Below are 20,924 nucleotides of genomic sequence, written 5' to 3'. Positions count from 1 at the left end.
AAATCTCCTAGGTTCGAATCAAGTGGCCGCTGGCCGCGAGTAACTGTCCATCCAGTAAAGCACCATGCTCGCCGAGCGATAACCGGCCTTCTGCAAACCAGCGGACGGCCATCGGGTAAATCAGGTGTTCCTGAACGTGGACCCGCTGCGCCAGACTCTGCGGCGAGTCGTGCAACTCTACCGGTATTACAGCCTGTACGACCAGTGGTCCGCCATCGAGTTCCTCGGTGACGAAGTGCACGGAGCAACCGTGTTCGGTGTCCCCGGCTTCCAGCGCTCGCTGATGAGTGTGTAACCCTTTGTATTTGGGCAGCAGCGAAGGATGGATATTGAGCAGGCGGCCCTGATAGTGGCGAACGAAGTCAGCGCTGAGGATGCGCATGAAACCGGCCAGGACCACGAGTTTGGGATTGAAAGCGTCGATCAGTTCAATCAGAGCGGCATCGAAGGCCTCGCGGCCGTCGAAAGCCTTGTGATCCAGGAAGCGGGTGTCGATGCCCGCATCCCTGGCGCGTTGCAGGCCGTAGGCGTCGGCGCGGTTGGAGATCACCGCAGCGATGCGGACCGGGCTGTCGCCGGTCCGCGTGCTGTCGATCAAGGCCTGCAAGTTACTGCCGGTGCCGGACAGCAGCACCACCACATCACAGGTCTTAGGCATCAGTGAGCCTTGAGGTTCTTCAGTTCAACCTGGGCCGCGCCTTCGGCAGCGGTGGAGATCTGACCGATGACCCAAGGTTGCTCGCCAGCTTCGCGCAGGACCTTCAGGGCAGCGTCCACGTGCTCTTGCGCCACGCAGATGACCATGCCTACGCCGCAGTTCAGGACGCGGTGCATTTCGTTCTCGTCGACGTTGCCTTTCTCTTGCAGCCAGTCGAACACCGCAGGGCGGGTCCAGCTTGCCACGTCAACCACTGCTTGGGCGCCTTTTGGCAGCACGCGTGGAATGTTGTCCAGCAGGCCGCCACCGGTGATGTGGGCCATGGCTTTGACGGCACCGGTTTCCTTGATCAGCTTGAGCAGCGGCTTGACGTAGATACGGGTCGGGGCCATCAGCAGGTCGGTCAGCGGCTTGCCGTCGAGCTGGGTGTTTTCGATGTCGGCACCGGACACTTCGATGATCTTGCGGATCAGCGAATAACCGTTGGAGTGCGGGCCGGACGACGGCAGGGCGAGCAGGGCATCGCCCGCTGCGACTTTGGAGCCGTCGATGATTTCGGATTTCTCCACGACGCCGACGCAGAAACCGGCCAGGTCATAGTCTTCGCCTTCGTACATGCCAGGCATTTCAGCGGTTTCGCCGCCAACCAGGGAGCAGCCGGACAGTTCGCAGCCAGCACCGATGCCGGTCACGACCTGGGCCGCGGTGTCGACGTTCAGTTTGCCGGTGGCGTAGTAGTCGAGGAAGAACAGCGGTTCGGCGCCGCAGACCACCAGGTCATTGACGCACATGGCAACCAGGTCGATGCCGATGCTGTCGTGTTTGTTCAGGTTCAGCGCCAGGCGCAGTTTGGTGCCGACGCCGTCGGTACCGGAAACCAGCACAGGCTGTCTGTAGCCGGCCGGGATTTCGCAGAGGGCGCCAAAACCGCCCAGGCCGCCCATGACTTCCGGGCGCGCAGTGCGCTTGGCGACGCTCTTGATGCGTTCGACCAATGCTTCACCGGCGTCGATGTCTACACCGGCGTCCTTGTAGCTCAGGGAGGGTTGCTTGCTCATGATCCAGGCCTTTAGGGGGGATTCAGGGGTAACGACCGGGTCCAGCGGGGCCGCCGAAATCGACGAGGGCGATTGCCTCACGCGATATTCGAAGGTGCCCGGCTGTTGCCGGTCTGCGAAGGCGCGCGATTTTATCAGGCTTGAAGGGCAGCGGCCATCCTCAGGCCGACGGCAGGGGCATATCCGCCTAAAAAAACCGTATTTGTTCCGTTTGGTGGCATCCTTCACGCCTGCTCAAGGTACCGCCATTAAGCGTCTATCGTTATGACAGTGCGAAAACTTACTCGGGACGTGTGAATATTTTGCGCCGGGCGATGGTCACAGCCTTGCTCGATCGTCTTCATGCGGTCTGTTCCAGCCGCTCTTGTCGCCAGGAATCTTCCATGCGTTTTTCTAAATTCTTGTTTGTGGGCTGTTTATCCCTGACCAGTCTGGTCACTCATGCCGAAACCGTCAAAGGCCTCTATCAAGTACGCGAGCCCGTCAGCAGCCAGACGCAGGAGGAGCGTGATCAAGCGACTCAGCGCGCGCTGGACACCCTGGTATTGCGCCTGACCGGTGACCCCAAGGCAGCGCAGAGTCCGGGGTTGGCGGCGATTCGCAAAGATCCGCAGCAAATCATCAGTCAGTACGGCTTTGACGCAGGGCCGCCGGAAGTGTTGAAGGTCGATTTCGACCCGACAACCACCGAGCAGGCGTTACGTCGCGCCGGGTTGGCCATGTGGGGCGCCAATCGGCCGTCGATCCTCGGCTGGTGGTTGAATGACTCCACGGAGGGGTCAAGCCTGGTGGGCGATGGCCAGGCCAGTGCGACGCCGTTGCGCCGGGCAGCGCAGCACCGTGGTTTGCCGTTGCGCCTGCCGCTTGCGGACCTGAATGAGCAAGTCGTCGCCACGGCGCCGAATCTGGAAAGTTCCGATCCGGCTGCGTTGCGCGCCGCCTCGGAACGTTACAACGCCGACGCCGTGCTGGCGGTGCATGCCCGCGAAGAGGGCGGTCAATGGCAGGCCAAATGGCATTTATGGCTGGGTGACCAAAAAGAAGCCGGCAGTGTGCAGGGGGCCGATCAGGCTGCCGTGGCGGATGCAGTGATGCTCGCGGTCAATGAGCGTCTGGCGCCGCGATTCGTCGCCAGGCCGGGGGCTTCGACGCAGCAGTTGCTGGAAGTGCAAGGCATGAACCTTGAGCGCTACGCGACGCTCGGACGTTTACTGGAACCCTTTGGCGGGCGTCCGCAAAGTGTCGACGGTGACCGGATTCTGTATCGGGTCAATGGCAGTACCGATCAATTGCGGGCGCAGTTGTCACTGGCGAAGTTGCAGGAGGTGGCGGCGGCGCCAACCCCGGCACTCCCTGTCCAGCCCGTAGCGGACGGTTCGACCCCGGCTGTAGCGCCCGCTCCGGTTGCGACGCCGCAATTGCATTTCCGCTGGTAGATTATCTTTCTTTATATAGAAGCAATGGAGTGGTTCATGGTCGATACGCGGCGTTGGTTCTGGTTGGGTGGAGTAGTCCTGCTCTGCGCGTTTGTCTGGCTGTTGCATCCGATCCTTACGCCGTTCCTGGTGGCGTTGCTGCTGGCCTATCTGTTTGATCCATTGGTGGATCGGCTGGAAAAGGCCGGGTTGTCCCGGACCTTGGGTGTGGTCGCGGTGTTCGCGCTCTTCACCTTGATCTTCACCGCGCTGCTGCTGGTGCTGGTGCCGATGCTCGCCAAGCAGTTGTTCCGGTTGTATGAGCTGGCGCCACAGATGCTCGATTGGCTGCAGCACACTGCATTGCCGTGGGCGCAATCGAAGTTCGGGTTGTCAGAGGGTTTCTGGAAATTCGACAAACTCAAGGCTGCGATCAGCGAGCACATGGGCCAGACCTCCGATATCGTCGGCGTGGTACTGAGTCAGGCGACGGCTTCCGGCCTGGCGGTGATTGGCTGGCTGGCCAACCTGGTGTTGATTCCGGTCGTGAGTTTTTACCTGTTGCGGGACTGGGACCTGATGATGGCCAAGATCCGCAGCCTGCTGCCGCGCGACCGTGAAGAGCGCGTGGTGTCGCTGGCCGGTGAATGTCATGAGGTGCTGGGAGCGTTTGTCCGTGGCCAGTTGCTGGTGATGGTGGCGTTGGGTGTGATCTATGCCGCGGGCCTGATGCTGGTGGGGCTGGAGTTGGGGCTGTTGATCGGCCTGATTGCCGGTCTGGCGGCCATCGTGCCGTACATGGGCTTCGTCATTGGTATCGGCGCCGCATTGATCGCGGGCCTGTTTCAGTTTGGTGGCGATCTGTATCCCATGGCCGGCATCGTTGCGGTGTTCATGGTGGGGCAAGCGCTCGAAGGCATGGTGCTGACGCCATTGCTGGTAGGTGACCGGATTGGCCTGCACCCCGTGGCGGTGATTTTCGCCATTCTGGCCGGTGGTGAGTTGTTCGGGTTTACTGGCGTTTTGCTGGCGCTGCCGGTCGCGGCGGTGATTATGGTGCTGGTGCGCCATGTGCATGATTTGTATAAGGATTCTGATATGTACTCGGGTGTTGATGAACCTGAGCTCTAGGCCTTGTCATGGGTAGCCCGGCTCTTCGCCGGGTTATCGCCGGCTCCGCCAAAGAAACTGTCATAAAATCAGGGCGCCAACGCAAACCTTTGATTTTGCTTGTGGTCTGTCGCATTGTGCGGTCGGCGTCACGGGTATAAACTTCGCAAACTTTACACAGAGGCCACTAACGGTTCCTTTGGAACTGTTCAGTCAGCATGAAACCGATTCAGCTGCCCCTAGGTGTGCGTCTGCGTGATGACGCCACCTTTATCAACTACTACCCAGGCGCCAATGCCGCTGCACTCGGCTATGTCGAGCGTCTATGCGAAGCCGACGCCGGCTGGACCGAAAGCCTGATTTACCTATGGGGCAAGGACGGGGTAGGGCGTACGCATCTGTTGCAGGCGGCCTGCCTGCGCTTCGAGCAGTTGGGCGAGCCGGCGGTGTATTTGCCGTTGGCCGAATTGCTGGACCGCGGTATCGAAATTCTCGACAACCTTGAACAGTACGAGCTGGTCTGCCTGGATGATCTTCAAGCGGTGGCCGGCAAGGCCGACTGGGAAGAAGCGCTGTTCCATCTGTTCAATCGCCTGCGCGACAGTGGCCGACGGCTGTTGATTGCCGCATCGACTTCCCCGCGTGAGCTGCCGGTGAAGCTGGCAGACCTCAAATCCCGCCTGACCCTGGCGCTGATCTTCCAGATGCGTCCGCTTTCGGACGAAGACAAATTGCGAGCCCTGCAACTTCGCGCATCGCGGCGAGGACTGCATCTGACCGACGAGGTCGGGCACTTTATTTTGACCCGTGGAACCCGCAGCATGAGTGCGCTTTTCGAATTGCTCGAGCGGCTCGATCAGGCCTCTCTTCAAGCACAGCGCAAGCTGACTATTCCCTTCCTGAAAGAGACGCTCGGCTGGTAGAAAAAAGCCGGGAATGCCAAGGCCAGCGGGGTTTTCGGCATATTTCAGGCGCCAGGAAATACGCTTTCCTGCTGGGCTGCAGGCTACGCAAGTGTTTAATATGGGCTTAAGCGCTTAGATGTTGGCAAGAAACCGATAAGTCACAAAAAGTTCGATTGAATTTGCAAATGAGGATGATAGCGGGCATAGTCTCGACTTCTTTACAACTATCAGCCACGGTCGTGCCCATGCTAAAGCGCTTCGCACCCCTCGTGCCTCTCGCACTCGTCACCCTGTTGTTCGGTTGCGCTGCTCACTCTCCAGTGTCCCAGCAAGAGCAGCAGCAACAGGTTAAAAATTCTGTTACCGCACAGTCGTCCGCTCTTTACCAGGACGCTTTTTACCAGGAAGAGAAGGCCACTGAAAAAGAGCTGGCTGACTTCGCCGATGGCAAGTCGTATCAACTTCCGGCGCTGGCTGACAGCATCCTCGAACGCGGCATGTCCCTGATCGGTACCCGTTACCGTTTCGGCGGTACTTCTGAAGCCGGTTTCGATTGCAGTGGGTTTATCGGCTATCTGTTCCGTGAACAAGCCGGCATGAACCTGCCACGCTCCACTCGCGAAATGATCAACGTGGATGCGCCGCTGGTGTCTCGCAGCAAGCTGAAGCCTGGCGATCTGCTGTTCTTCGCCACCAACGGTCGTCGCGGTCGTGTCAGTCACGCCGGGATCTACCTGGGTGACAACCAGTTCATCCACTCCAGCAGCCGCAAAAGCGGTGGTGTCCGGATTGATAGCCTGGGCGACAGCTACTGGAGCAAGACCTTCATCGAAGCCAAGCGAGCGCTCGCGATGGCGCCAAACGCGGCTCCGATCGTGACCGCACGCAATTAAGCGGACATTTTGTAAGGCGAACTTAAAGTCTTACTTGAAGTTTGCCGCATAAGCGCTAGAATCTGGTCTATGAATGATGGCAAACCGCCTGCGTAACGCGCAGGCGGTTTTCTTTTCTGCACTCCAGCAGAAAAACGCCGCAGCCAGATCAGGATGCTCTGCTTATGTCGACGTCGGCCCGCCTCGCAATCATGCTTTTCGCAGCGCTGCTCAGCGCTTGCGCCAGCCGCACACCGCCGCCTGCGCCGGTGGCTCACACTCCTCTCGTTTTCGGTTCCTCCCAAGCCTTTTCGCCTGAAGCGGAAGACGTACTGTTTCGTGCGTTGGGCCTGGTGGGTACGCCGTATCGCTGGGGTGGCAATACACCGGATTCCGGGTTCGATTGCAGCGGGCTGATCGGCTACGTGTACCGTGATGTCACCGGTATCTCGCTGCCGCGCACCACTCGCGAAATGATCTCCATGCAAGCGGCCAATGTGGGCAAGGAAGGCCTGCAGACAGGTGACCTGATCTTCTTCGCCACCAATGGCGGTTCGCAGGTCAGCCATGCAGGCATCTACGTCGGCGAAGGTCGCTTCGTCCACGCGCCTGCCACCGGTGGCACGGTGAAGCTCGACAGCTTGTCCAAGGCGTATTGGCAGAAAGCCTACCTGAGCGCCAAGCGCGTTCTGCAACCGGAACACCTGGCGCGCAACCCGTAACAGCCAGAGGGTGCTGTCATGACCGCTCGCACGCTCAATCTTGACGACTCGCTCTATCACTACCTGCTTGATGTGTCCCTGCGCGAAACCCCGCTGCTCAAGCGCTTGCGCGACGAAACCCAGGCGTTGCCCATGGCGCGCTGGCAGGTGGCGCCGGAGCAGGGGCAGTTTCTTGCATTGCTGGTGAAGCTGACCGGCGCGCGACGTCTGCTGGAAATCGGAACGTTCACGGGGTACAGCGCGCTGTGCATGGCTGCGGCACTGCCCGATGACGGCTCGATGATCTGCTGCGATATTCCCGGCGACTACAATGCCACCGCACGTCGTTACTGGCGGGAAGCCGGCCTGGCCGAGCGCATTGATCTGCGTTTGGCGCCCGCGCTGGAAACCCTCGCCGAACTGGAGAGGCAAGGGCAGGGCGGGCAATTCGATCTGGTCTTCATCGACGCCGACAAGGCCAATTATCCCAACTACCTTGAACACGCGCTGCGGCTGCTGCGGGTGGGTGGATTGGCGGTGTTCGATAACACGCTGTGGAGCGGGCGGGTACTGGAAGAGCGTCCGCTGAGCGCAGACACCCGAGCCATCCAGGCGCTTAACCGTGCCTTGAAGGATGACTCGCGCTTGGACCTGTCGATGTTGCCGTTGGGCGATGGGCTCACGCTCTGCCGCAAACGGTGATCCTTGTGGATGCCTTGTGGGAGCGGGCTTGCCCGCGAGGCGGCCGTGACATTCAGCATTGATGTTGCCTGTTCTACCGCCATCGCGAGCAAGCTCGCTCCCACAGAGTGGTCAGTGACTTATTTGACTGCTGAAACCCGCCAAACCTTGTTCCCTACATCGTCCGCCACCAACAAGGCGCCTTGCTGATCTATCACCACGCCCACTGGTCGGCCCATGGCTTTTTCTTGGTCATTGAGAAAACCCGTGAGCACATCCACCGGCTGCCCGCTTGGTTTGCCGGCGTCGAACGGCACGAATATCACTTTGTAGCCGCTGTGCGGCTTGCGGTTCCATGAGCCGTGCTGGCCAACGAAGGCGCCCTGGGTGAATGGCGCCGGCAACCGGCTGCCTTCGGCGAACGTCAGTCCCAGGGAAGCGGTGTGCGGGCCGACCGCATAGTCTGGCGCGATAGCCTTGGCCACCATGTCCGGGTTTTGCGGCTCGACGCGAACGTCGACATGCTGGCCGTAATAGCTGAATGGCCAGCCATAGAACGCGCCGTCCTTGACTGAGGTGATGTAGTCCGGCACCAGATCGCTGCCGATTTCATCGCGCTCATTGACCGCCGTCCACAGTGCCCCGCTTTGCGGCTCCCAGGACAGGCCATTGGGGTTGCGCAAGCCCGAGGCAAAGATCCGGTGGTTGCCGGTGGCGCGGTCCACTTCCCAGATCGCCGCGCGGCCTTCTTCCTTGTCCAGGCCGTTTTCGGCAACGTTGCTGTTCGAGCCCACCGTGACATACAGCTTGCTGCCGTCGTTGCTGGCGATGACGTTTTTGGTCCAATGGTGATTCAGCGTGCCGCCGGGCAGGTCGAGTACTTTGATCGGTTGCGACTTGATCGCTGTATCGCCGTTTTCATAGTGAAAACGCAGCAATCGATCGGTGTCGGCGATGTACAGGTCATTGCCGACCAGCGCCATGCCGAAAGGGGAGTTCAGGTTTTCCAGAAACACCGTGCGGGTTTCCGCGATGCCGTCGTGGTCCTGGTCGCGCAGCAGGGTGATGCGATTGGCGCTCGGCACGCCCGCACCGGCGCGCCCCATGACTTTCTTCATGATCCAGCCGCGTATGCCTGTTCCGTCATCGGGTTTGGGCGGTGCATTGGTTTCGGCCACCAGCACGTCGCCGTTGGGCAGCACATAGAGCCAGCGCGGGTGGTCGAGGTTCTCGGCGAACGCGGCTACTTGGGTGCCGGCAGCGGCGACGGGTTTGGCGCCCTCCGGCCAGCCGATCGCCGGGGCGATGTTTACCGTCGGAATCAACGTCTTGTTGGGTTCTGGGAGCCTGGGTGACGGGCCGGTGCCGTCGGCGACTTGCAGGCTGGAGGTTTCACCGCAAGCGGCGAGTCCTCCGGCGAGCGCGATAGCGAGTACGAGTTGGGGCTTGCGCATACTGATCTTCCCTATGAATGCAGTGACCTGATCAGTAGAGAAGTTACGTTGCACGATGGTTCAACCGTTAGCCGCGAGCTTCCTTGAACAGCACGGCTATGCCGGGATGATAGTGACCTCCTTCGTTGTGCAACTTGCGGTAGGCGTAGGGGAAATACCAGGCGACGGCGCAGGTGTGCTCCTTTTGCAGGTCGTCGACCATGTCCTGCAATTCTTCCGGGGTGGCGCCATGCTGGGTTTTCTGCGGTGCCACAAACAGGCAGCCGAGTCTCAGGTCGCTGGCGTAACTGATGCGTTTGGCTTCGCTGGTGATATCGAGCAGGGCCTGGGTCAGGTTCAGGCTGTTCACCCGTGGCCAGCGTTGTGTGGCTTGAATCCAGGCGCGTGCTTCGGGTGTGGCGATAAACAGGTCGGCACGACCGTTGCGTTCGCCTTCATCGATTTGTTTGCGGGTGGGCGATTGTTGCAGGGTAACCATTTCAGCCATCCAGGCAGCGGCGGAAAGCAGGCCGAGATTGGCTTTTTCGTCGAGCCAGTAAGGCGTTTCGTTATCGCCGCGTACGGCATTGTAGCGGTCGATACAGTCAAACCAGCGCTCCAGCACCGGGCGCAGGAATTCCAGTTGCGGATTGCTGATGATCATGCCTTGCATGGGGCTCACCCTTGTTATTTTGATGTGGGGTTGTGGCTCTTTGATATCACTGCTTGAAGTGTGGCACAAGATTGGCGTCAGTTTATTGATTAACGGCAGTTATTCGCGCGCGTACCCCGTCTTCAATTGACGCTCCACCCCCAACCCTCTAACCTTCGCGGCTTGTTTCAGGTGCTCTGTGACTTGGGTCGACAGAGTGAAACAGGGAAGCCGGTGAGCAGGTCCTTCAATGCGTGAAGGCCTTCGATCCCGGCGCTGCCCCCGCAACGGTAAATGAGTGAAAGCTGCGCCTTGAGCCACTGCGTCGTCATCGATGTGGGAAGGCGCGCAGTCAGGCCAACGCCGCTCATGAGCCCGGAGACCGGCCTGATCCATCCAAGCGGCATCACGGTGGGCGATGCCAGGCTTCTTGCCGTCTGTTCTTGTGCCTGCCCGCCGTTATCCTGCCTCAACGGAGAGCTCTCCCATGACTGATACCCCGGATCGTGACGAACGTCACCTGGCGCGCATGTTGCGCAAAAAAGCCGTAATCGATGAACGCATCGCCAACTCCCCGAATGAATGCGGCCTGCTGCTGGTGCTGACCGGCAACGGCAAGGGCAAGAGCAGCTCGGCGTTCGGCATGCTGGCCCGCTCGATGGGCCATGGCATGCAGTGCGGTGTGGTGCAGTTCATCAAGGGGCGCAACAGCACGGGTGAAGAGCTGTTCTTCCGGCGCTTCCCGGAACAGGTGCGTTTTCATGTGATGGGCGAAGGCTTTACCTGGGAAACCCAGGATCGTCAGCGCGACATCGCCGCCGCCGAAGCCGCGTGGGAAGTGTCCCGTGAGTTGCTGCGCGATCCATCCATCGGCCTGGTGGTGCTGGATGAGTTGAACATCGCCCTCAAGCACGGTTACCTCGATCTGGATCGGGTGCTCAGTGACTTGCAGGCTCGCCCGCCAATGCAGCACGTGGTGGTCACTGGTCGTGGCGCCAAGCCTGAGATGATCGATCTGGCCGACACCGTCACTGAAATGGGCATGATCAAGCACGCCTTCCAGGCCGGTATCAAGGCGCAGAAAGGCGTCGAGTTGTGAGTCGCACGTTATGAATAGCCCTCGTCAATGCCCGGCCGTACTGATTGCCGCGCCGGCCTCCGGTCAGGGCAAGACCACCGTCACCGCCGCGCTGGCCCGTTTGCATCGCAATCAGGGACGCAAGGTTCGTGTGTTCAAATGTGGCCCGGACTTTCTCGATCCGATGATTCTGGAGCGCGCCAGCGGTGCGCCGGTGTATCAGCTGGACATGTGGATGGTCGGCGAGCAGGAGAGTCGGCGTCTGTTGTGGGAGGCCGCAGGCGAAGCGGACCTTATCCTCATCGAAGGTGTCATGGGGCTGTTCGATGGCACGCCGTCCAGTGCTGACCTGGCGCGGCACTTCGGTGTGCCGGTGCTGGGTGTGATCGACGGCACCGCCATGGCCCAGACCTTTGGTGCCCTGGCCCTGGGGCTGGCGCGCTATCAACCTGACTTGCCGTTTGCCGGTGTCCTGGCCAACCGCGTGGGCACCCTGCGTCACGCGCAGTTGCTTGAAGGCAGCCTGACCGAAGGCCTGCGTTGGTATGGCGCGTTGTCCCGCGAAACCGCCATCGAATTGCCGAGTCGTCACCTTGGCCTGGTGCAGGCCAGTGAGTTGAACGATCTCGATCTTCGCCTCGATGCGGCGGCCGAAGCCTTGGCTGGCAGTTGCGAGGTGGCGCTTCCGCCGGCCGTGGAATTCGCAGCCCCGGATGTGATCGCCGCCGAACCCTTACTGGCGGGTGTGCGCATTGCCGTGGCCCGTGATGAAGCGTTTGCCTTTACCTATGGCGCCAGCCTGGATTTGCTGCGGGCCATGGGCGCCGAGTTGTCGTTCTTTTCACCGATGCGTGACACTCGGCTACCCGAGGCAGACAGCCTCTATCTGCCGGGCGGTTACCCAGAATTGCATCATGTGGCGTTGTCGCAAAACACCTCGATGCTGAACGCGATCCGCGCGCACCACGAGGCGGGCAAACCCTTGCTCGCCGAATGTGGCGGCATGTTGTATTTGCTCGATTCGCTCACCGATGTCGACGGTACGCGTGCAGAATTGGTCGGCCTGCTGGCCGGGGATGCGGTGATGCAAAAGCGTCTGGCGGCGCTGGCGCTGCAGGCTGTCGAATTGCCCGAAGGTTCCCTGCGTGGGCATACCTATCATCATTCGCTGACCACCACCGGGCTCGTGCCGATTGCCCGTGGCTTGAGCCCCAATGGCGGTCGCGGGGCGGAGGCGGTTTATCGTGAGGGGCGGATGACAGCCTCTTATGTGCATTTCTATTTTCCGTCGAATCCGCACGCGATTGCCGCACTGTTTTTACCCGACCTTGAGGCTGCCTTCGCGGGCACACTCGCTGCCACTGTGGGCGGTGTGACACCTGAAGAAACGTGGTCTTCTGCAGGCGCTGGCTTGCCAGCGAAGAGGCCATGACCGACAACGCCTTTTCCAACGCCGAACGCGCAGCGGTCTATCGGGCCATCGGTGAACGTCGCGACATGCGTCACTTCAGCGGTGGCACGGTCGAGCCCGAATTGCTGCGGCGGTTGCTCGAAGCCGCGCACCAGGCGCCGAGTGTTGGCTTGATGCAGCCCTGGCGGTTCATCCGTATCAGCGATCGAACCTTGCGCGGGCAGATCGGGGAACTGGTGGAACAGGAGCGCATTCGCACCGCCGAAGCCCTTGGCGAACGCACTGACGAATTCATGCAGCTCAAGGTCGAAGGCATCAATGATTGCGCCGAGGTGTTGGTGGCGGCGCTGATGGACGATCGCGAGCGACATATTTTCGGTCGTCGCACCTTGCCGGAAATGGACATGGCTTCGTTGTCCTGCGCGATCCAGAACCTGTGGCTGGCCTCCCGGGCCGAAGGGTTGGGCATGGGGTGGGTCTCGCTGTTCGAACCGCAAGACCTGGCCGATTTACTCGGCTTGCCGCCCGGTGCCAAACCACTGGCTATTTTGTGCCTGGGACCGGTCAAGGAATTCTACCCGGCGCCGATGCTGGTCCTTGAAGGCTGGGCGCAGGCGCGTCCGCTAAGTGAATTGTTGTATGAAAATTATTGGGGAGTGCGCCAATGAGTGTGGCGTTGTTGAGTGTCGCCGCCGTGGCGCTGGATGCGCTGCTGGGTGAACCCAAACGCTGGCATCCGCTGGTGGCGTTCGGCCGGTTTGCCGAGCGTATCGAGCAGCGTTTCAACGCGGGTGGTCGCGGCTGGCGCAGTCACGGGGTCACCGCGTGGGTGATTGCGGTGTTGCCGTTGACCTTGTTGGCCACGGCATTTTCCTGGGCGCCTTATGTTGGATGGGCAGTGGAGATTCTTGCGTTGTACTGCGCCCTCGGCATGCGCAGCCTGGGCGAACACGTCGAACCCGTGGCCAGGGCCTTGCGCAGCGATGATCTGGATGAGGCGCGTACGCGCGTCAGTTACCTGGTCAGCCGCAAGACCAGCGAGCTGGATAAAACCGAAGTGGCCCGTGCTGCCACCGAGTCGGTACTGGAAAACGGCAGTGATGCCGTGTTTGCCGCACTGTTCTGGTTTGCCGTGGCCGGTGTGCCTGGCGTGGTGCTCTACCGTTTGAGCAACACGCTGGACGCCATGTGGGGCTATCGCAATGAGCGCTTCGAGCGTTTCGGTTGGGCGGCAGCCAGAATTGATGATGTGCTCAATTACATTCCCGCGCGTTTGGTGGCATTGACCTACGCCTTGCTGGGCAAGACCCGACTGGCCCTGAAATGCTGGCGGACCCAGGGCCCGACCTGGGACAGCCCGAACGCCGGCCCGGTGATGGCTGCGGGGGCCGGTGCGCTGGGCGTCGAATTGGGTGGGGCGGCGATCTATCACGGTGAACTGCATCAACGTCCGCAACTGGGCGAAGGCGTGCCGGCGGATGCCGACTCCATCGATCGTGGCTGGCAACTGGTCCAGCGCGGGGTATGGTTATGGCTGCTGATTCTCTGCGTGGGGGCTGAATTTTATGCTTGAGCACGGTGGACGGTTGCGCAAGGCGGCGCTCGAATACGGCATCGAGGAAGCCGATTGGCTTGACCTGTCCAGCGGCCTCGCGCCCTGGCCGTTTCCCGTTCCGGATATCCCGCTGCGGGCCTGGGCGCGGTTGCCGGAAAACGATGACGGGCTGGAACAGGCCGCCTGCGATTACTACGGCACCCTGCAGGTATTGCCGGTGGCGGGGTCGCAGATGGCCATCCAGTTACTGCCGCGCCTGCGACGGGCCGGGAAGGTTGGCGTGCTGTCGCCGTGTTATGCCGAACATGCCGAAGCGTGGCGCCGCAATGGCTACATCGTGCGTGAGGTACTGGAGCAGGAAGTCGATTTCTTTGTCGACAGCCTGGACGTGTTGGTGGTGGTCAACCCGAATAATCCCACCGGCTTGAGCCTGCCCCCCGCTCGTCTGCTCGACTGGCACTCACGGCTGGCCCAGCGCGGTGGCTGGCTGGTGGTGGACGAAGCATTCATGGACAACACACCGCAGCTGAGCCTGGCGCCGTTCTCCCATCTGGTCGGCCTGATCGTGCTGCGTTCGTTCGGCAAGTTCTTTGGTCTGGCCGGGGTGCGGCTGGGATTTGTCCTGGCCGAGCGCAAGTTACTCAAGTTGCTCGCCGAACAAGTGGGGCCATGGGTCGTCAGCGGTCCGACCCGGGTGGTGGGCCAGGCCTGCCTGCGTGACGTCGAAGGGCACGCATTGCAACGCGTGCGTGCCGAAGTGGCCAGTGAACGTCTGGCGGCGCTCCTGGGGCAGCACGGTTTCAAGCCTGATGGCGGCTGCGCACTGTTCCAGTGGTTGATCACCGATCGCGCCGAAGAACTGCATGAATTCATGGCTCGGCGCGGCATTTTGCTGCGGTTGTTCACGCACAACAGCAGTCTGCGTTTCGGGTTGCCTGCCGATGAAGCTGACTGGGTGCGTCTTGCCGCCGCATTCGCAGCCTTTGCCAAGGAAGGCCAATGACAACGTTGATGGTGCAGGGCACCACATCCGATGCCGGTAAAAGCACACTGGTGACGGCGCTGTGTCGCTGGGTTACGCGTCAGGGCGTCAACGTGGTGCCGTTCAAGCCGCAGAACATGGCGCTCAACAGCGCCGTGACGGCCGACGGTGGCGAAATCGGTCGCGCGCAAGCCGTGCAGGCGCAGGCCGCTTACCTCGAGCCGCACACGGATATGAACCCGGTGCTGCTCAAACCCAACAGCGATACCGGCGCTCAGGTGATCATCCATGGTCGCGCCGTCACAACCATGAACGCCGTCGCCTATCACGACTACAAAGCCATCGCCATGCAAGCGGTGCTGGCTTCCCACGCGCGGTTGAGTGCGGCGTATCCGGTGGTGATGGTCGAAGGTGCGGGGTCGCCAGCGGAGATCAACCTGCGTGCTGGGGACATCGCCAATATGGGCTTCGCCGAGGCGGTGGATTGTCCGGTGCTGCTGATCGCCGACATCAATCGTGGCGGGGTGTTCGCGCATCTGGTGGGCACGCTCGAGCTGCTGTCGCCCAGTGAACAGGCGCGGGTCAAAGGCTTCATCATCAATCGTTTTCGCGGCGATATCGCCTTGCTGCAACCCGGCCTCGATTGGCTGGAACAGCGTACCGGCAAGCCAGTGATCGGCGTGCTGCCGTACGTGCTGGATTTGCATCTGGAGGCCGAAGACGGCATCGATCAGCGCCAGACCGACAAGGCCGATCAGGTTTTGAAAGTGGTGGTGCCGGTGCTGCCGCGCATCAGCAACCACACCGATTTCGACCCGTTGCGCCTGCACCCGCAAGTCGACCTGCAATTCGTCGGTCCCGGCCAGGCGATTCCGCCAGCCGATCTGATCATCCTTCCCGGCTCGAAAAGCGTGCGCGACGACCTGGCGTATCTGCGCGCCAACGGTTGGGAAATCGCGATCTCACGGCACCTGCGCTACGGCGGCAAAGTGCTGGGCATCTGCGGCGGTCTGCAAATGCTCGGCGAGCAGGTGCACGATCCGCTGGGCCTGGAAGGCGTTCCGGGGTCCAGCGCCGGGCTGGGGTTGTTGGCGTTTGAAACCCGACTCGAAGAACACAAGCAGCTGCGCAATGTGCGCGGGCGTCTGGCGCTGGAGAATGCTGAAGTCGGCGGCTATGAAATCCATGCCGGCGTCACCACCGGGCCGGCGCTGGAGAACGCCGCCGTACTGCTCGATGACGGACGCTGCGACGGTGCGCAAAGTGTCGATGGGCAGATTTTCGGCACCTATCTGCACGGTCTGTTCGAATCCCCGGCAGCGTGCAGCGCCCTGTTGCGTTGGGCGGGTTTGCAGGCTGTGCAGGACGTGGATTACCACGGATTGCGCGAGCGGGATATCGAGCGGCTGGCGGATCTGGTGGAGACGCATCTGGATACCGGGCTGCTGCGTGAGCTCTGTGGGATTTGAAGTGACTGTGCAGGCCCCATCGCGGGCAAGCCCGCTCCCACAAGGATCGGGGCTGTCTACCGATTTTTTGGTCTGCACGCAGTACCTGTGGGAGCGGGCTTGCCCGCGATGAGGCCTGTCGCTACACCGCCAAATAAAAGGTTATGAACATGCTCCAACTGATCCTCGGCGGCGCCCGCTCCGGCAAAAGTCGTCTGGCTGAAAAACTCGCCTCAGACGGCCAATTGCAAGTGACTTACATCGCCACCAGCCAGCCGCTGGACGGTGAAATGAGCCAGCGGGTCGCCCATCACCGTGCCCGTCGTCCGGCCGAATGGGCGTTGATCGAAGAGCCGCTGGAATTGGCCCGCGTCCTGCGCGAAACCGCCAGTGCCGAACGCTGCCTGTTGGTGGATTGCCTGACCCTGTGGCTGACCAATCTGCTGATGCTCGACGATGCGCAACGCCTGAGCGCCGAGCGCGATGCCCTGCTGGAGTGCCTGGCGTCGCTGCCGGGTGAAATCATTTTTGTCAGCAACGAGACCGGAATGGGTGTCGTGCCGCTGGGCGAATTGACTCGCCGCTATGTCGATGAGGCCGGTTGGCTGCATCAAGCTCTGGCCGAGCGTTGTCAGCGAGTCATCCTGACCGTCGCCGGCCTGCCCCTGACTTTGAAAGGTACTGCGTTATGACCCAATCCTGGTGGCTGAACCCGTGCAAGCCGATCGATCTCGATGTGCTCGAGCAGGCGCAAGCCCGGCAACAGCAACTGACCAAACCGGCCGGTTCGCTTGGCCAGCTCGAAGCGGTGGCGGTGCAATTGGCGGGCTTGCAAGGGCAGATCAAGCCAAGCCTGGATCAGCTGTGGATCACTATTTTTGCCGGTGACCATGGCGTGGTGGCTGAAGGCGTGTCGGCATTTCCCCAGGAAGTCACCGGGCAGATGCTGCACAACTTCGTCACCGGCGGTGCAGCGATCAGCGTGCTGGCGCGGCAGTTGGGGGCTTGCCTCGAAGTGGTGGACCTGGGGACGGTGACGCCGGCATTGAACCTGCCGGGTGTGCGTCATCTGAACATCGGTCCGGGGACCGCGAATTTTGTGCAAGGTCCGGCGATGACACAGGCGCAAGGTGAGCGTGCTCTGCAGGCGGGTCGCGACAGCGTGCAGCGCGCGCTCGCCTCGGGCGCTCAGCTATTCATCGGTGGCGAAATGGGCATTGGCAACACCACGGCGGCCAGCGCCCTGGCGTGCGCATTGCTGGAGTGTCCGGTCGTACATCTGGCCGGGCCGGGCACCGGTTTGAATGCCGCAGGCGTCAGCCATAAAGCACAAGTGATCGAGCGCGCGCTGGCGCTGCACGGGGCTCAGCGTGGCGATGCGTTGCAGACCCTGTTCAACCTCGGCGGTTTTGAAATTGCGGCACTGGTGGGGGCTTACCTGGCCTGCGCCCAGGAAGGCATTGCGGTGCTGGTGGACGGTTTCATTTGCAGCGTCGCGACGCTGGTCGCGGTGCGCTTGAATCCCGAGTGCCGACAGTGGCTGCTGTTCGGCCATCGCGGTGCCGAGCCGGGGCACCGCCATGTGCTGGAAACCTTGAGTGCCGAACCCTTGCTCGACCTCGGCTTGCGTCTGGGCGAGGGCAGCGGCGCTGCGCTGGCCGTGCCATTGCTGCGCCTGGCCTGCGACCTGCACGGGCAGATGGCGACGTTCGCCGAGGCAGCGGTGGCGGATCGTCCGGCATGACGTTGCGTCTGGATATGCTGCGTCACGGCGAAACCGAGCTCGGTGGCGGCTTGCGTGGCAGCCTCGATGATGCGTTGACCGAAAAAGGCTGGCAGCAAATGCGCGAGGCGGTGCTGGCGCAAGGGCCTTGGGATCGTCTGGTCAGTTCGCCCCTGCAGCGTTGTGCGCGGTTCGCTGAAGAACTGGCAGGGCGATTGGGCTTGCCGGTCGAGTGGCAGGCCGACCTGCAAGAACTGCATTTCGGCGCCTGGGAGGGGCAGAGCGCTGCGGCGCTGATGGAAACCGATGCCGATTCCCTCGGGTTGTTTTGGGCTGATCCTTATTCGTTCACGCCGCCTCAGGGCGAGCCTGTCGCGGCGTTCGCAGCGCGGGTGTTGGCGGCGGTGGCGCGTTTGCAGGCCGCCTACGCGGGCGAGCGGGTATTGCTCGTCAGTCATGGCGGGGTCATGCGCTTGTTGCTGGCGCAGGCGCGCGGCTTGCCGCGGGAGCAATTACTCAACGTTGAAGTCGGCCATGGCGCACTGTTTTCGCTGTCGGTCGAGTCCGACGGATTGTTAAGGGAAGCGGTCTGACCATGCTGCCGTTCTGGATCGCCTTACAGTTTCTCAGCAGCCTGCCGATTCGTCTGCCGGGCATGCCGACACCGCAGGAGCTGGGGCGGTCGCTGCTGTTCTATCCGCTGGTGGGCTTGTTGTTCGGCGGTATTTTATGGGGACTCAACTGGCTGATGCTCGGCGCGCCGCTGCTGCTGCACGCGGCACTCCTGCTCACCGTTTGGGTGTTGCTCAGCGGCGCATTGCATCTGGACGGCCTGGCCGACAGCGCCGATGCGTGGCTCGGGGGCTTCGGCGACCGTGAACGCACATTGACCATCATGAAAGACCCGCGCAGCGGTCCGATTGCGGTGGTCACACTGGTGTTGGTGCTGCTGTTGAAATTCGCCGCGCTGCTGGCCTTGATCGAACAGCAACACGCCCTTGCGCTGATCATCGTGCCGCTGCTTGGTCGCAGTGCGTTGCTGGGGTTGTTCCTGACCACGCCCTATGTACGTGCCGGTGGCCTGGGTCAGGCGCTGGCCGATCATCTGCCACGCTCGGCAGGCAAGCGGGTGTTGGCGGTCAGTGGGTTGGCCTGCGTGCTGATTGCTGGCTTGAGTGGTTTTTTTGCCTTGGTGCTGGCAGTTGTGTTGTTCGCGTGGTTGCGACGGGTCATGCTGCGGCGTTTAGGCGGGACGACGGGCGATACGGCCGGGGCGTTGCTGGAATTGCTGGAAGTTGCGATGCTGGTCGGGCTGGCCCTGATATAAGGCTTCGCGAGCAGGGTTGCTCTTACGGGTTGTATGTAACAAAAAATTTGCTTTCACTTAACCGCGGGTATATACACGCACCATGCTCGAATCCCAATGTTTATGCATCAACCTGCGTCGCGCCGCCCGTGGCGTCAGCAGGCATTACGACGGCGCTCTCGACGGTTTCGGGATCAACGTTGCGCAGTATTCTTTGCTGTGCAATCTGCAGCGTCTGGATCAACCGAGTATTTCCACCCTGGCCGAGGCCATGGGACTGGATCGCAGCACCCTGGGGCGCAATTTGCGCGTCCTGGAAGGCGAGGGCCTGGTGATGCTGGTCGAGGGCGAAGACATGCGTAACCGTATCGTCCGCCTGACCGAAGCCGGTGCCGAGCGCTTGAAAGCAGCCCTGCCGGCCTGGGAAGCGGCACAGCAGCGACTGGTTGATCGCTTGGGCGCCGAGAAACGGGAAACGTTGTTGAAATTGCTGGACGAACTGGCTTGATGCCGGTTTTCCAGAACTTAAGCGGGTATATACCCGCGATTGGAGAATAATAATGACATCGATGTGGCGTACCTGTGGTTGGGTTTTGTTGGGGAGTGCGCTGATCCTTGCGTTGTCGCTTGGCGTGCGACACGGCTTCGGGCTGTTTCTGGCGCCGATGAGTGCCGAGTTTGGCTGGGGGCGTGAAGTCTTTGCCTTCGCCATCGCCCTGCAGAACCTGATCTGGGGCTTGGCGCAGCCATTCACCGGCGCGCTGGCGGATCGCTTCGGTGCGGCGAAAGTGGTGCTGATCGGCGGCGTTCTGTACGCCCTGGGCCTATTGTTCATGGGCCTGTCGGATTCGGCCGTCACGCTGTCCTTGAGTGCGGGACTGTTGATCGGTATCGGTCTGTCCGGCACTTCGTTTTCGGTGATTCTCGGCGTGGTCGGGCGTGCTGTCCCGCCGGAGAAACGCAGCCTGGGCATGGGGATTGCCAGCGCCGCCGGTTCCTTTGGTCAGTTCGCCATGGTGCCCGGCACGCTCGGGTTGATCGGTTGGCTCGGCTGGTCTGCAGCGCTGCTGGCTTTGGGCTGCCTGGTGGCCTTGATCGTGCCGTTGGTCAGCATGCTCAAGGACAAGCCTTTGCCAGTGCTTGGCCATGAGCAAACCTTGTCCGAAGCGCTGCGTGAGGCCTGTTCCCATTCGGGGTTCTGGCTGCTAGCGTTCGGCTTTTTTGTCTGCGGTTTTCAGGTGGTCTTCATTGGCGTGCACTTGCCGGCGTATCTGGTGGATCAGCACCTTCCGGCGACGGTCGGCACCACGGTGCTGGCGCTGATTGGTTTGTTCAATATCTTCGGCACCTACACCGCAGGCTGGCTCGGTGGACGCATGTCCAAACCGCGTTTGCTCACGGGTCTTTATCTGTTGCGGGCGGTGGTGATTGCGTTGTTCCTGTGGGCGCCGGTGACCACGACTACCGCTTATCTGTTCGGTATGGCCATGGGTTTCCTGTGGCTGTCGACGGTGCCGTTGACCAATGGCACGGTAGCGACCTTGTTCGGCGTACGAAACCTCTCCATGCTCGGTGGGATTGTCTTCCTGTTTCACCAGCTCGGTTCGTTCCTCGGTGGCTGGTTGGGCGGGGTGGTCTACGACCGTACCGGGAGTTATGACTTGATCTGGCAGGTAGCGATTCTGTTGAGCCTGATGGCCGCCGCCCTCAACTGGCCGGTGCGCGAAACGCCGGTGGCACGCCTGCAAACGCAAATGAGTGCGACATGAATAACTTCTGGCCGCGCATTACCCTTCTTGGCGTTTGTGCCTTGCTGCTGGCTCTGGCGTGGTGGGGCTGGCATCGGGGCGGGTTGGCCTTGATGCAGTTGGGCATGGGTGCTTGCTAGCAGGATAAGAGGGCGAGTAACTTCGATAACTGACGACTTATAAGGAAG

23 protein-coding genes and 1 riboswitch are annotated in these 20,924 nt (G+C 61.4%); of the genes, 19 read left to right on the top strand and 4 right to left on the bottom strand.

The window, feature by feature from the left end; translation table 11 throughout:
* Positions 1-7: 7 nt before the first annotated feature.
* Together purN and purM are read right to left on the bottom strand one after the other, a co-directional pair.
* The gene (purN, locus tag BLV61_RS07950) at positions 8-658 is read right to left on the bottom strand and encodes a phosphoribosylglycinamide formyltransferase (RefSeq protein WP_047531854.1); all 651 of its coding nucleotides are present in this window, start codon (positions 656-658) and stop codon (positions 8-10) included.
* Entirely contained in the window at positions 658-1,716 is a 1,059-nt protein-coding gene (purM, locus tag BLV61_RS07945; protein WP_047531851.1) for a phosphoribosylformylglycinamidine cyclo-ligase, read from the bottom strand. The genes purN and purM overlap by 1 nt, the downstream gene beginning before the upstream one ends.
* A 383-nt stretch (positions 1,717-2,099) precedes the next feature.
* Here purM and BLV61_RS07940 point away from each other — a divergent pair, with 383 nt between their 5' ends.
* The 6 genes from BLV61_RS07940 (at position 2,100) to BLV61_RS07915 (ending at position 7,421) form a co-directional block, all read left to right on the top strand.
* On the top strand, positions 2,100-3,152 hold the full coding sequence (locus tag BLV61_RS07940; protein WP_090464049.1) for a DUF2066 domain-containing protein: 1,053 nt from the start codon (positions 2,100-2,102) through the stop codon (positions 3,150-3,152).
* Positions 3,153-3,188: 36 nt separating this feature from the next.
* Positions 3,189-4,262, top strand: coding sequence for an AI-2E family transporter (locus tag BLV61_RS07935; protein WP_090464046.1), 1,074 nt, complete (start codon positions 3,189-3,191; stop codon positions 4,260-4,262).
* A gap of 197 nt (positions 4,263-4,459) precedes the next feature.
* The gene (hda, locus tag BLV61_RS07930; RefSeq protein ID WP_007898944.1) at positions 4,460-5,164 is read left to right on the top strand and encodes a DnaA regulatory inactivator Hda; all 705 of its coding nucleotides are present in this window, start codon (positions 4,460-4,462) and stop codon (positions 5,162-5,164) included.
* Positions 5,165-5,391: 227 nt separating this feature from the next.
* Complete coding sequence (locus tag BLV61_RS07925) at positions 5,392-6,039, top strand: C40 family peptidase (RefSeq protein ID WP_047531836.1); 648 nt, start codon at positions 5,392-5,394, stop codon at positions 6,037-6,039.
* 164 nt (positions 6,040-6,203) lie between these two features.
* Positions 6,204-6,740, top strand: coding sequence for a C40 family peptidase (locus BLV61_RS07920; RefSeq protein ID WP_090464043.1), 537 nt, complete (start codon positions 6,204-6,206; stop codon positions 6,738-6,740).
* Positions 6,741-6,758: 18 nt separating this feature from the next.
* Positions 6,759-7,421: an O-methyltransferase gene (locus BLV61_RS07915; RefSeq protein ID WP_090464039.1), complete on the top strand. Its 663-nt coding sequence runs from the start codon at positions 6,759-6,761 to the stop codon at positions 7,419-7,421.
* Between the two features lie 119 nt (positions 7,422-7,540).
* Here BLV61_RS07915 and BLV61_RS07910 read toward each other — a convergent pair whose 3' ends face one another.
* Together BLV61_RS07910 and BLV61_RS07905 are read right to left on the bottom strand one after the other, a co-directional pair.
* Positions 7,541-8,854 carry a PQQ-dependent sugar dehydrogenase gene (locus tag BLV61_RS07910; RefSeq protein WP_090464036.1) on the bottom strand — a complete coding sequence of 438 codons (1,314 nt, stop codon included), beginning with the start codon at positions 8,852-8,854 and terminating at the stop codon, positions 7,541-7,543.
* A gap of 67 nt (positions 8,855-8,921) precedes the next feature.
* The gene (locus tag BLV61_RS07905) at positions 8,922-9,506 is read right to left on the bottom strand and encodes a hypothetical protein (RefSeq protein ID WP_090464033.1); all 585 of its coding nucleotides are present in this window, start codon (positions 9,504-9,506) and stop codon (positions 8,922-8,924) included.
* Positions 9,507-9,658: 152 nt separating this feature from the next.
* Positions 9,659-9,890: riboswitch (cobalamin riboswitch) on the top strand.
* Positions 9,891-9,972: 82 nt separating this feature from the next.
* On the opposite strand from BLV61_RS07905, the gene cobO reads away from it, so the two are divergent.
* From cobO to BLV61_RS31855, 13 genes are all read left to right on the top strand, one after another.
* Positions 9,973-10,584, top strand: coding sequence for a cob(I)yrinic acid a,c-diamide adenosyltransferase (gene cobO, locus BLV61_RS07900; RefSeq protein ID WP_090464030.1), 612 nt, complete (start codon positions 9,973-9,975; stop codon positions 10,582-10,584).
* 10 nt (positions 10,585-10,594) lie between these two features.
* A complete protein-coding gene (locus BLV61_RS07895) occupies positions 10,595-11,995 on the top strand; it encodes a cobyrinic acid a,c-diamide synthase CobB (RefSeq protein WP_090464027.1) in 1,401 nt (466 codons plus the stop codon).
* Positions 11,992-12,642 (top strand): 5,6-dimethylbenzimidazole synthase, encoded by a 651-nt coding sequence (gene bluB, locus BLV61_RS07890; RefSeq protein WP_090464024.1) that lies wholly within the window; start codon positions 11,992-11,994, stop codon positions 12,640-12,642. The genes BLV61_RS07895 and bluB overlap by 4 nt, the downstream gene beginning before the upstream one ends.
* On the top strand, positions 12,639-13,547 hold the full coding sequence (gene cbiB / locus BLV61_RS07885) for an adenosylcobinamide-phosphate synthase CbiB (RefSeq protein ID WP_090464021.1): 909 nt from the start codon (positions 12,639-12,641) through the stop codon (positions 13,545-13,547). The genes bluB and cbiB overlap by 4 nt, the downstream gene beginning before the upstream one ends.
* Positions 13,540-14,532: a threonine-phosphate decarboxylase CobD gene (cobD, locus tag BLV61_RS07880; RefSeq protein ID WP_090464018.1), complete on the top strand. Its 993-nt coding sequence runs from the start codon at positions 13,540-13,542 to the stop codon at positions 14,530-14,532. The genes cbiB and cobD overlap by 8 nt, the downstream gene beginning before the upstream one ends.
* Positions 14,529-15,980: a cobyric acid synthase gene (locus BLV61_RS07875; RefSeq protein WP_047531809.1), complete on the top strand. Its 1,452-nt coding sequence runs from the start codon at positions 14,529-14,531 to the stop codon at positions 15,978-15,980. Before cobD ends, BLV61_RS07875 begins: the two co-directional genes overlap by 4 nt.
* Before the next feature lie 149 nt (positions 15,981-16,129).
* Entirely contained in the window at positions 16,130-16,651 is a 522-nt protein-coding gene (gene cobU / locus BLV61_RS07870) for a bifunctional adenosylcobinamide kinase/adenosylcobinamide-phosphate guanylyltransferase (RefSeq protein WP_047538963.1), read from the top strand.
* Positions 16,648-17,703: a nicotinate-nucleotide--dimethylbenzimidazole phosphoribosyltransferase gene (cobT, locus tag BLV61_RS07865; RefSeq protein WP_090464015.1), complete on the top strand. Its 1,056-nt coding sequence runs from the start codon at positions 16,648-16,650 to the stop codon at positions 17,701-17,703. The genes cobU and cobT overlap by 4 nt, the downstream gene beginning before the upstream one ends.
* Positions 17,700-18,275: an alpha-ribazole phosphatase family protein gene (gene cobC / locus BLV61_RS07860; RefSeq protein WP_090464012.1), complete on the top strand. Its 576-nt coding sequence runs from the start codon at positions 17,700-17,702 to the stop codon at positions 18,273-18,275. Before cobT ends, cobC begins: the two co-directional genes overlap by 4 nt.
* Positions 18,276-18,277: 2 nt before the next feature.
* Entirely contained in the window at positions 18,278-19,009 is a 732-nt protein-coding gene (locus tag BLV61_RS07855; RefSeq protein ID WP_090464009.1) for an adenosylcobinamide-GDP ribazoletransferase, read from the top strand.
* Between the two features lie 82 nt (positions 19,010-19,091).
* Complete coding sequence (locus tag BLV61_RS07850) at positions 19,092-19,496, top strand: MarR family winged helix-turn-helix transcriptional regulator (RefSeq protein ID WP_090464006.1); 405 nt, start codon at positions 19,092-19,094, stop codon at positions 19,494-19,496.
* Positions 19,497-19,548: 52 nt separating this feature from the next.
* Entirely contained in the window at positions 19,549-20,757 is a 1,209-nt protein-coding gene (locus BLV61_RS07845; RefSeq protein WP_047531793.1) for an MFS transporter, read from the top strand.
* Complete coding sequence (locus BLV61_RS31855; protein WP_256590086.1) at positions 20,754-20,876, top strand: hypothetical protein; 123 nt, start codon at positions 20,754-20,756, stop codon at positions 20,874-20,876. The genes BLV61_RS07845 and BLV61_RS31855 overlap by 4 nt, the downstream gene beginning before the upstream one ends.
* Positions 20,877-20,924 lie beyond the last annotated feature (48 nt).

The sequence above is a fragment of the Pseudomonas mohnii genome (genome assembly GCF_900105115.1).
Lineage (GTDB): Bacteria > Pseudomonadota > Gammaproteobacteria > Pseudomonadales > Pseudomonadaceae > Aquipseudomonas > Aquipseudomonas mohnii.
The sequence above is the reverse complement of the archived record's forward strand: the minus strand, read 5'-3'. Positions and strand labels throughout refer to the sequence as shown.

Bases quoted from the DNA above. Each gene is read 5' to 3' on its own strand.
- BLV61_RS07920 (WP_090464043.1), top strand. From the start codon at position 6,204: ATGTCGACGTCGGCCCGCCTCGCAATCATGCTTTTCGCAGCGCTGCTC.
- BLV61_RS07925 (WP_047531836.1), top strand. From the start codon at position 5,392: ATGCTAAAGCGCTTCGCACCCCTCGTGCCTCTCGCACTCGTCACCCTG.
- bluB (WP_090464024.1), top strand. From the start codon at position 11,992: ATGACCGACAACGCCTTTTCCAACGCCGAACGCGCAGCGGTCTATCGG.
- cobO (WP_090464030.1), top strand. From the start codon at position 9,973: ATGACTGATACCCCGGATCGTGACGAACGTCACCTGGCGCGCATGTTG.
- BLV61_RS07935 (WP_090464046.1), top strand. From the start codon at position 3,189: ATGGTCGATACGCGGCGTTGGTTCTGGTTGGGTGGAGTAGTCCTGCTC.
- BLV61_RS07875 (WP_047531809.1), top strand. From the start codon at position 14,529: ATGACAACGTTGATGGTGCAGGGCACCACATCCGATGCCGGTAAAAGC.
- BLV61_RS07910 (WP_090464036.1), bottom strand. From the start codon at position 8,854: ATGCGCAAGCCCCAACTCGTACTCGCTATCGCGCTCGCCGGAGGACTC.
- BLV61_RS07895 (WP_090464027.1), top strand. From the start codon at position 10,595: ATGAATAGCCCTCGTCAATGCCCGGCCGTACTGATTGCCGCGCCGGCC.
- BLV61_RS07915 (WP_090464039.1), top strand. From the start codon at position 6,759: ATGACCGCTCGCACGCTCAATCTTGACGACTCGCTCTATCACTACCTG.
- cbiB (WP_090464021.1), top strand. From the start codon at position 12,639: ATGAGTGTGGCGTTGTTGAGTGTCGCCGCCGTGGCGCTGGATGCGCTG.
- cobC (WP_090464012.1), top strand. From the start codon at position 17,700: ATGACGTTGCGTCTGGATATGCTGCGTCACGGCGAAACCGAGCTCGGT.
- BLV61_RS07905 (WP_090464033.1), bottom strand. From the start codon at position 9,506: ATGCAAGGCATGATCATCAGCAATCCGCAACTGGAATTCCTGCGCCCG.
- BLV61_RS07845 (WP_047531793.1), top strand. From the start codon at position 19,549: ATGACATCGATGTGGCGTACCTGTGGTTGGGTTTTGTTGGGGAGTGCG.
- BLV61_RS07940 (WP_090464049.1), top strand. From the start codon at position 2,100: ATGCGTTTTTCTAAATTCTTGTTTGTGGGCTGTTTATCCCTGACCAGT.
- cobD (WP_090464018.1), top strand. From the start codon at position 13,540: ATGCTTGAGCACGGTGGACGGTTGCGCAAGGCGGCGCTCGAATACGGC.
- BLV61_RS31855 (WP_256590086.1), top strand. From the start codon at position 20,754: ATGAATAACTTCTGGCCGCGCATTACCCTTCTTGGCGTTTGTGCCTTG.
- cobU (WP_047538963.1), top strand. From the start codon at position 16,130: ATGCTCCAACTGATCCTCGGCGGCGCCCGCTCCGGCAAAAGTCGTCTG.
- BLV61_RS07850 (WP_090464006.1), top strand. From the start codon at position 19,092: ATGCTCGAATCCCAATGTTTATGCATCAACCTGCGTCGCGCCGCCCGT.
- cobT (WP_090464015.1), top strand. From the start codon at position 16,648: ATGACCCAATCCTGGTGGCTGAACCCGTGCAAGCCGATCGATCTCGAT.
- BLV61_RS07855 (WP_090464009.1), top strand. From the start codon at position 18,278: ATGCTGCCGTTCTGGATCGCCTTACAGTTTCTCAGCAGCCTGCCGATT.
- purM (WP_047531851.1), bottom strand. From the start codon at position 1,716: ATGAGCAAGCAACCCTCCCTGAGCTACAAGGACGCCGGTGTAGACATC.
- hda (WP_007898944.1), top strand. From the start codon at position 4,460: ATGAAACCGATTCAGCTGCCCCTAGGTGTGCGTCTGCGTGATGACGCC.
- purN (WP_047531854.1), bottom strand. From the start codon at position 658: ATGCCTAAGACCTGTGATGTGGTGGTGCTGCTGTCCGGCACCGGCAGT.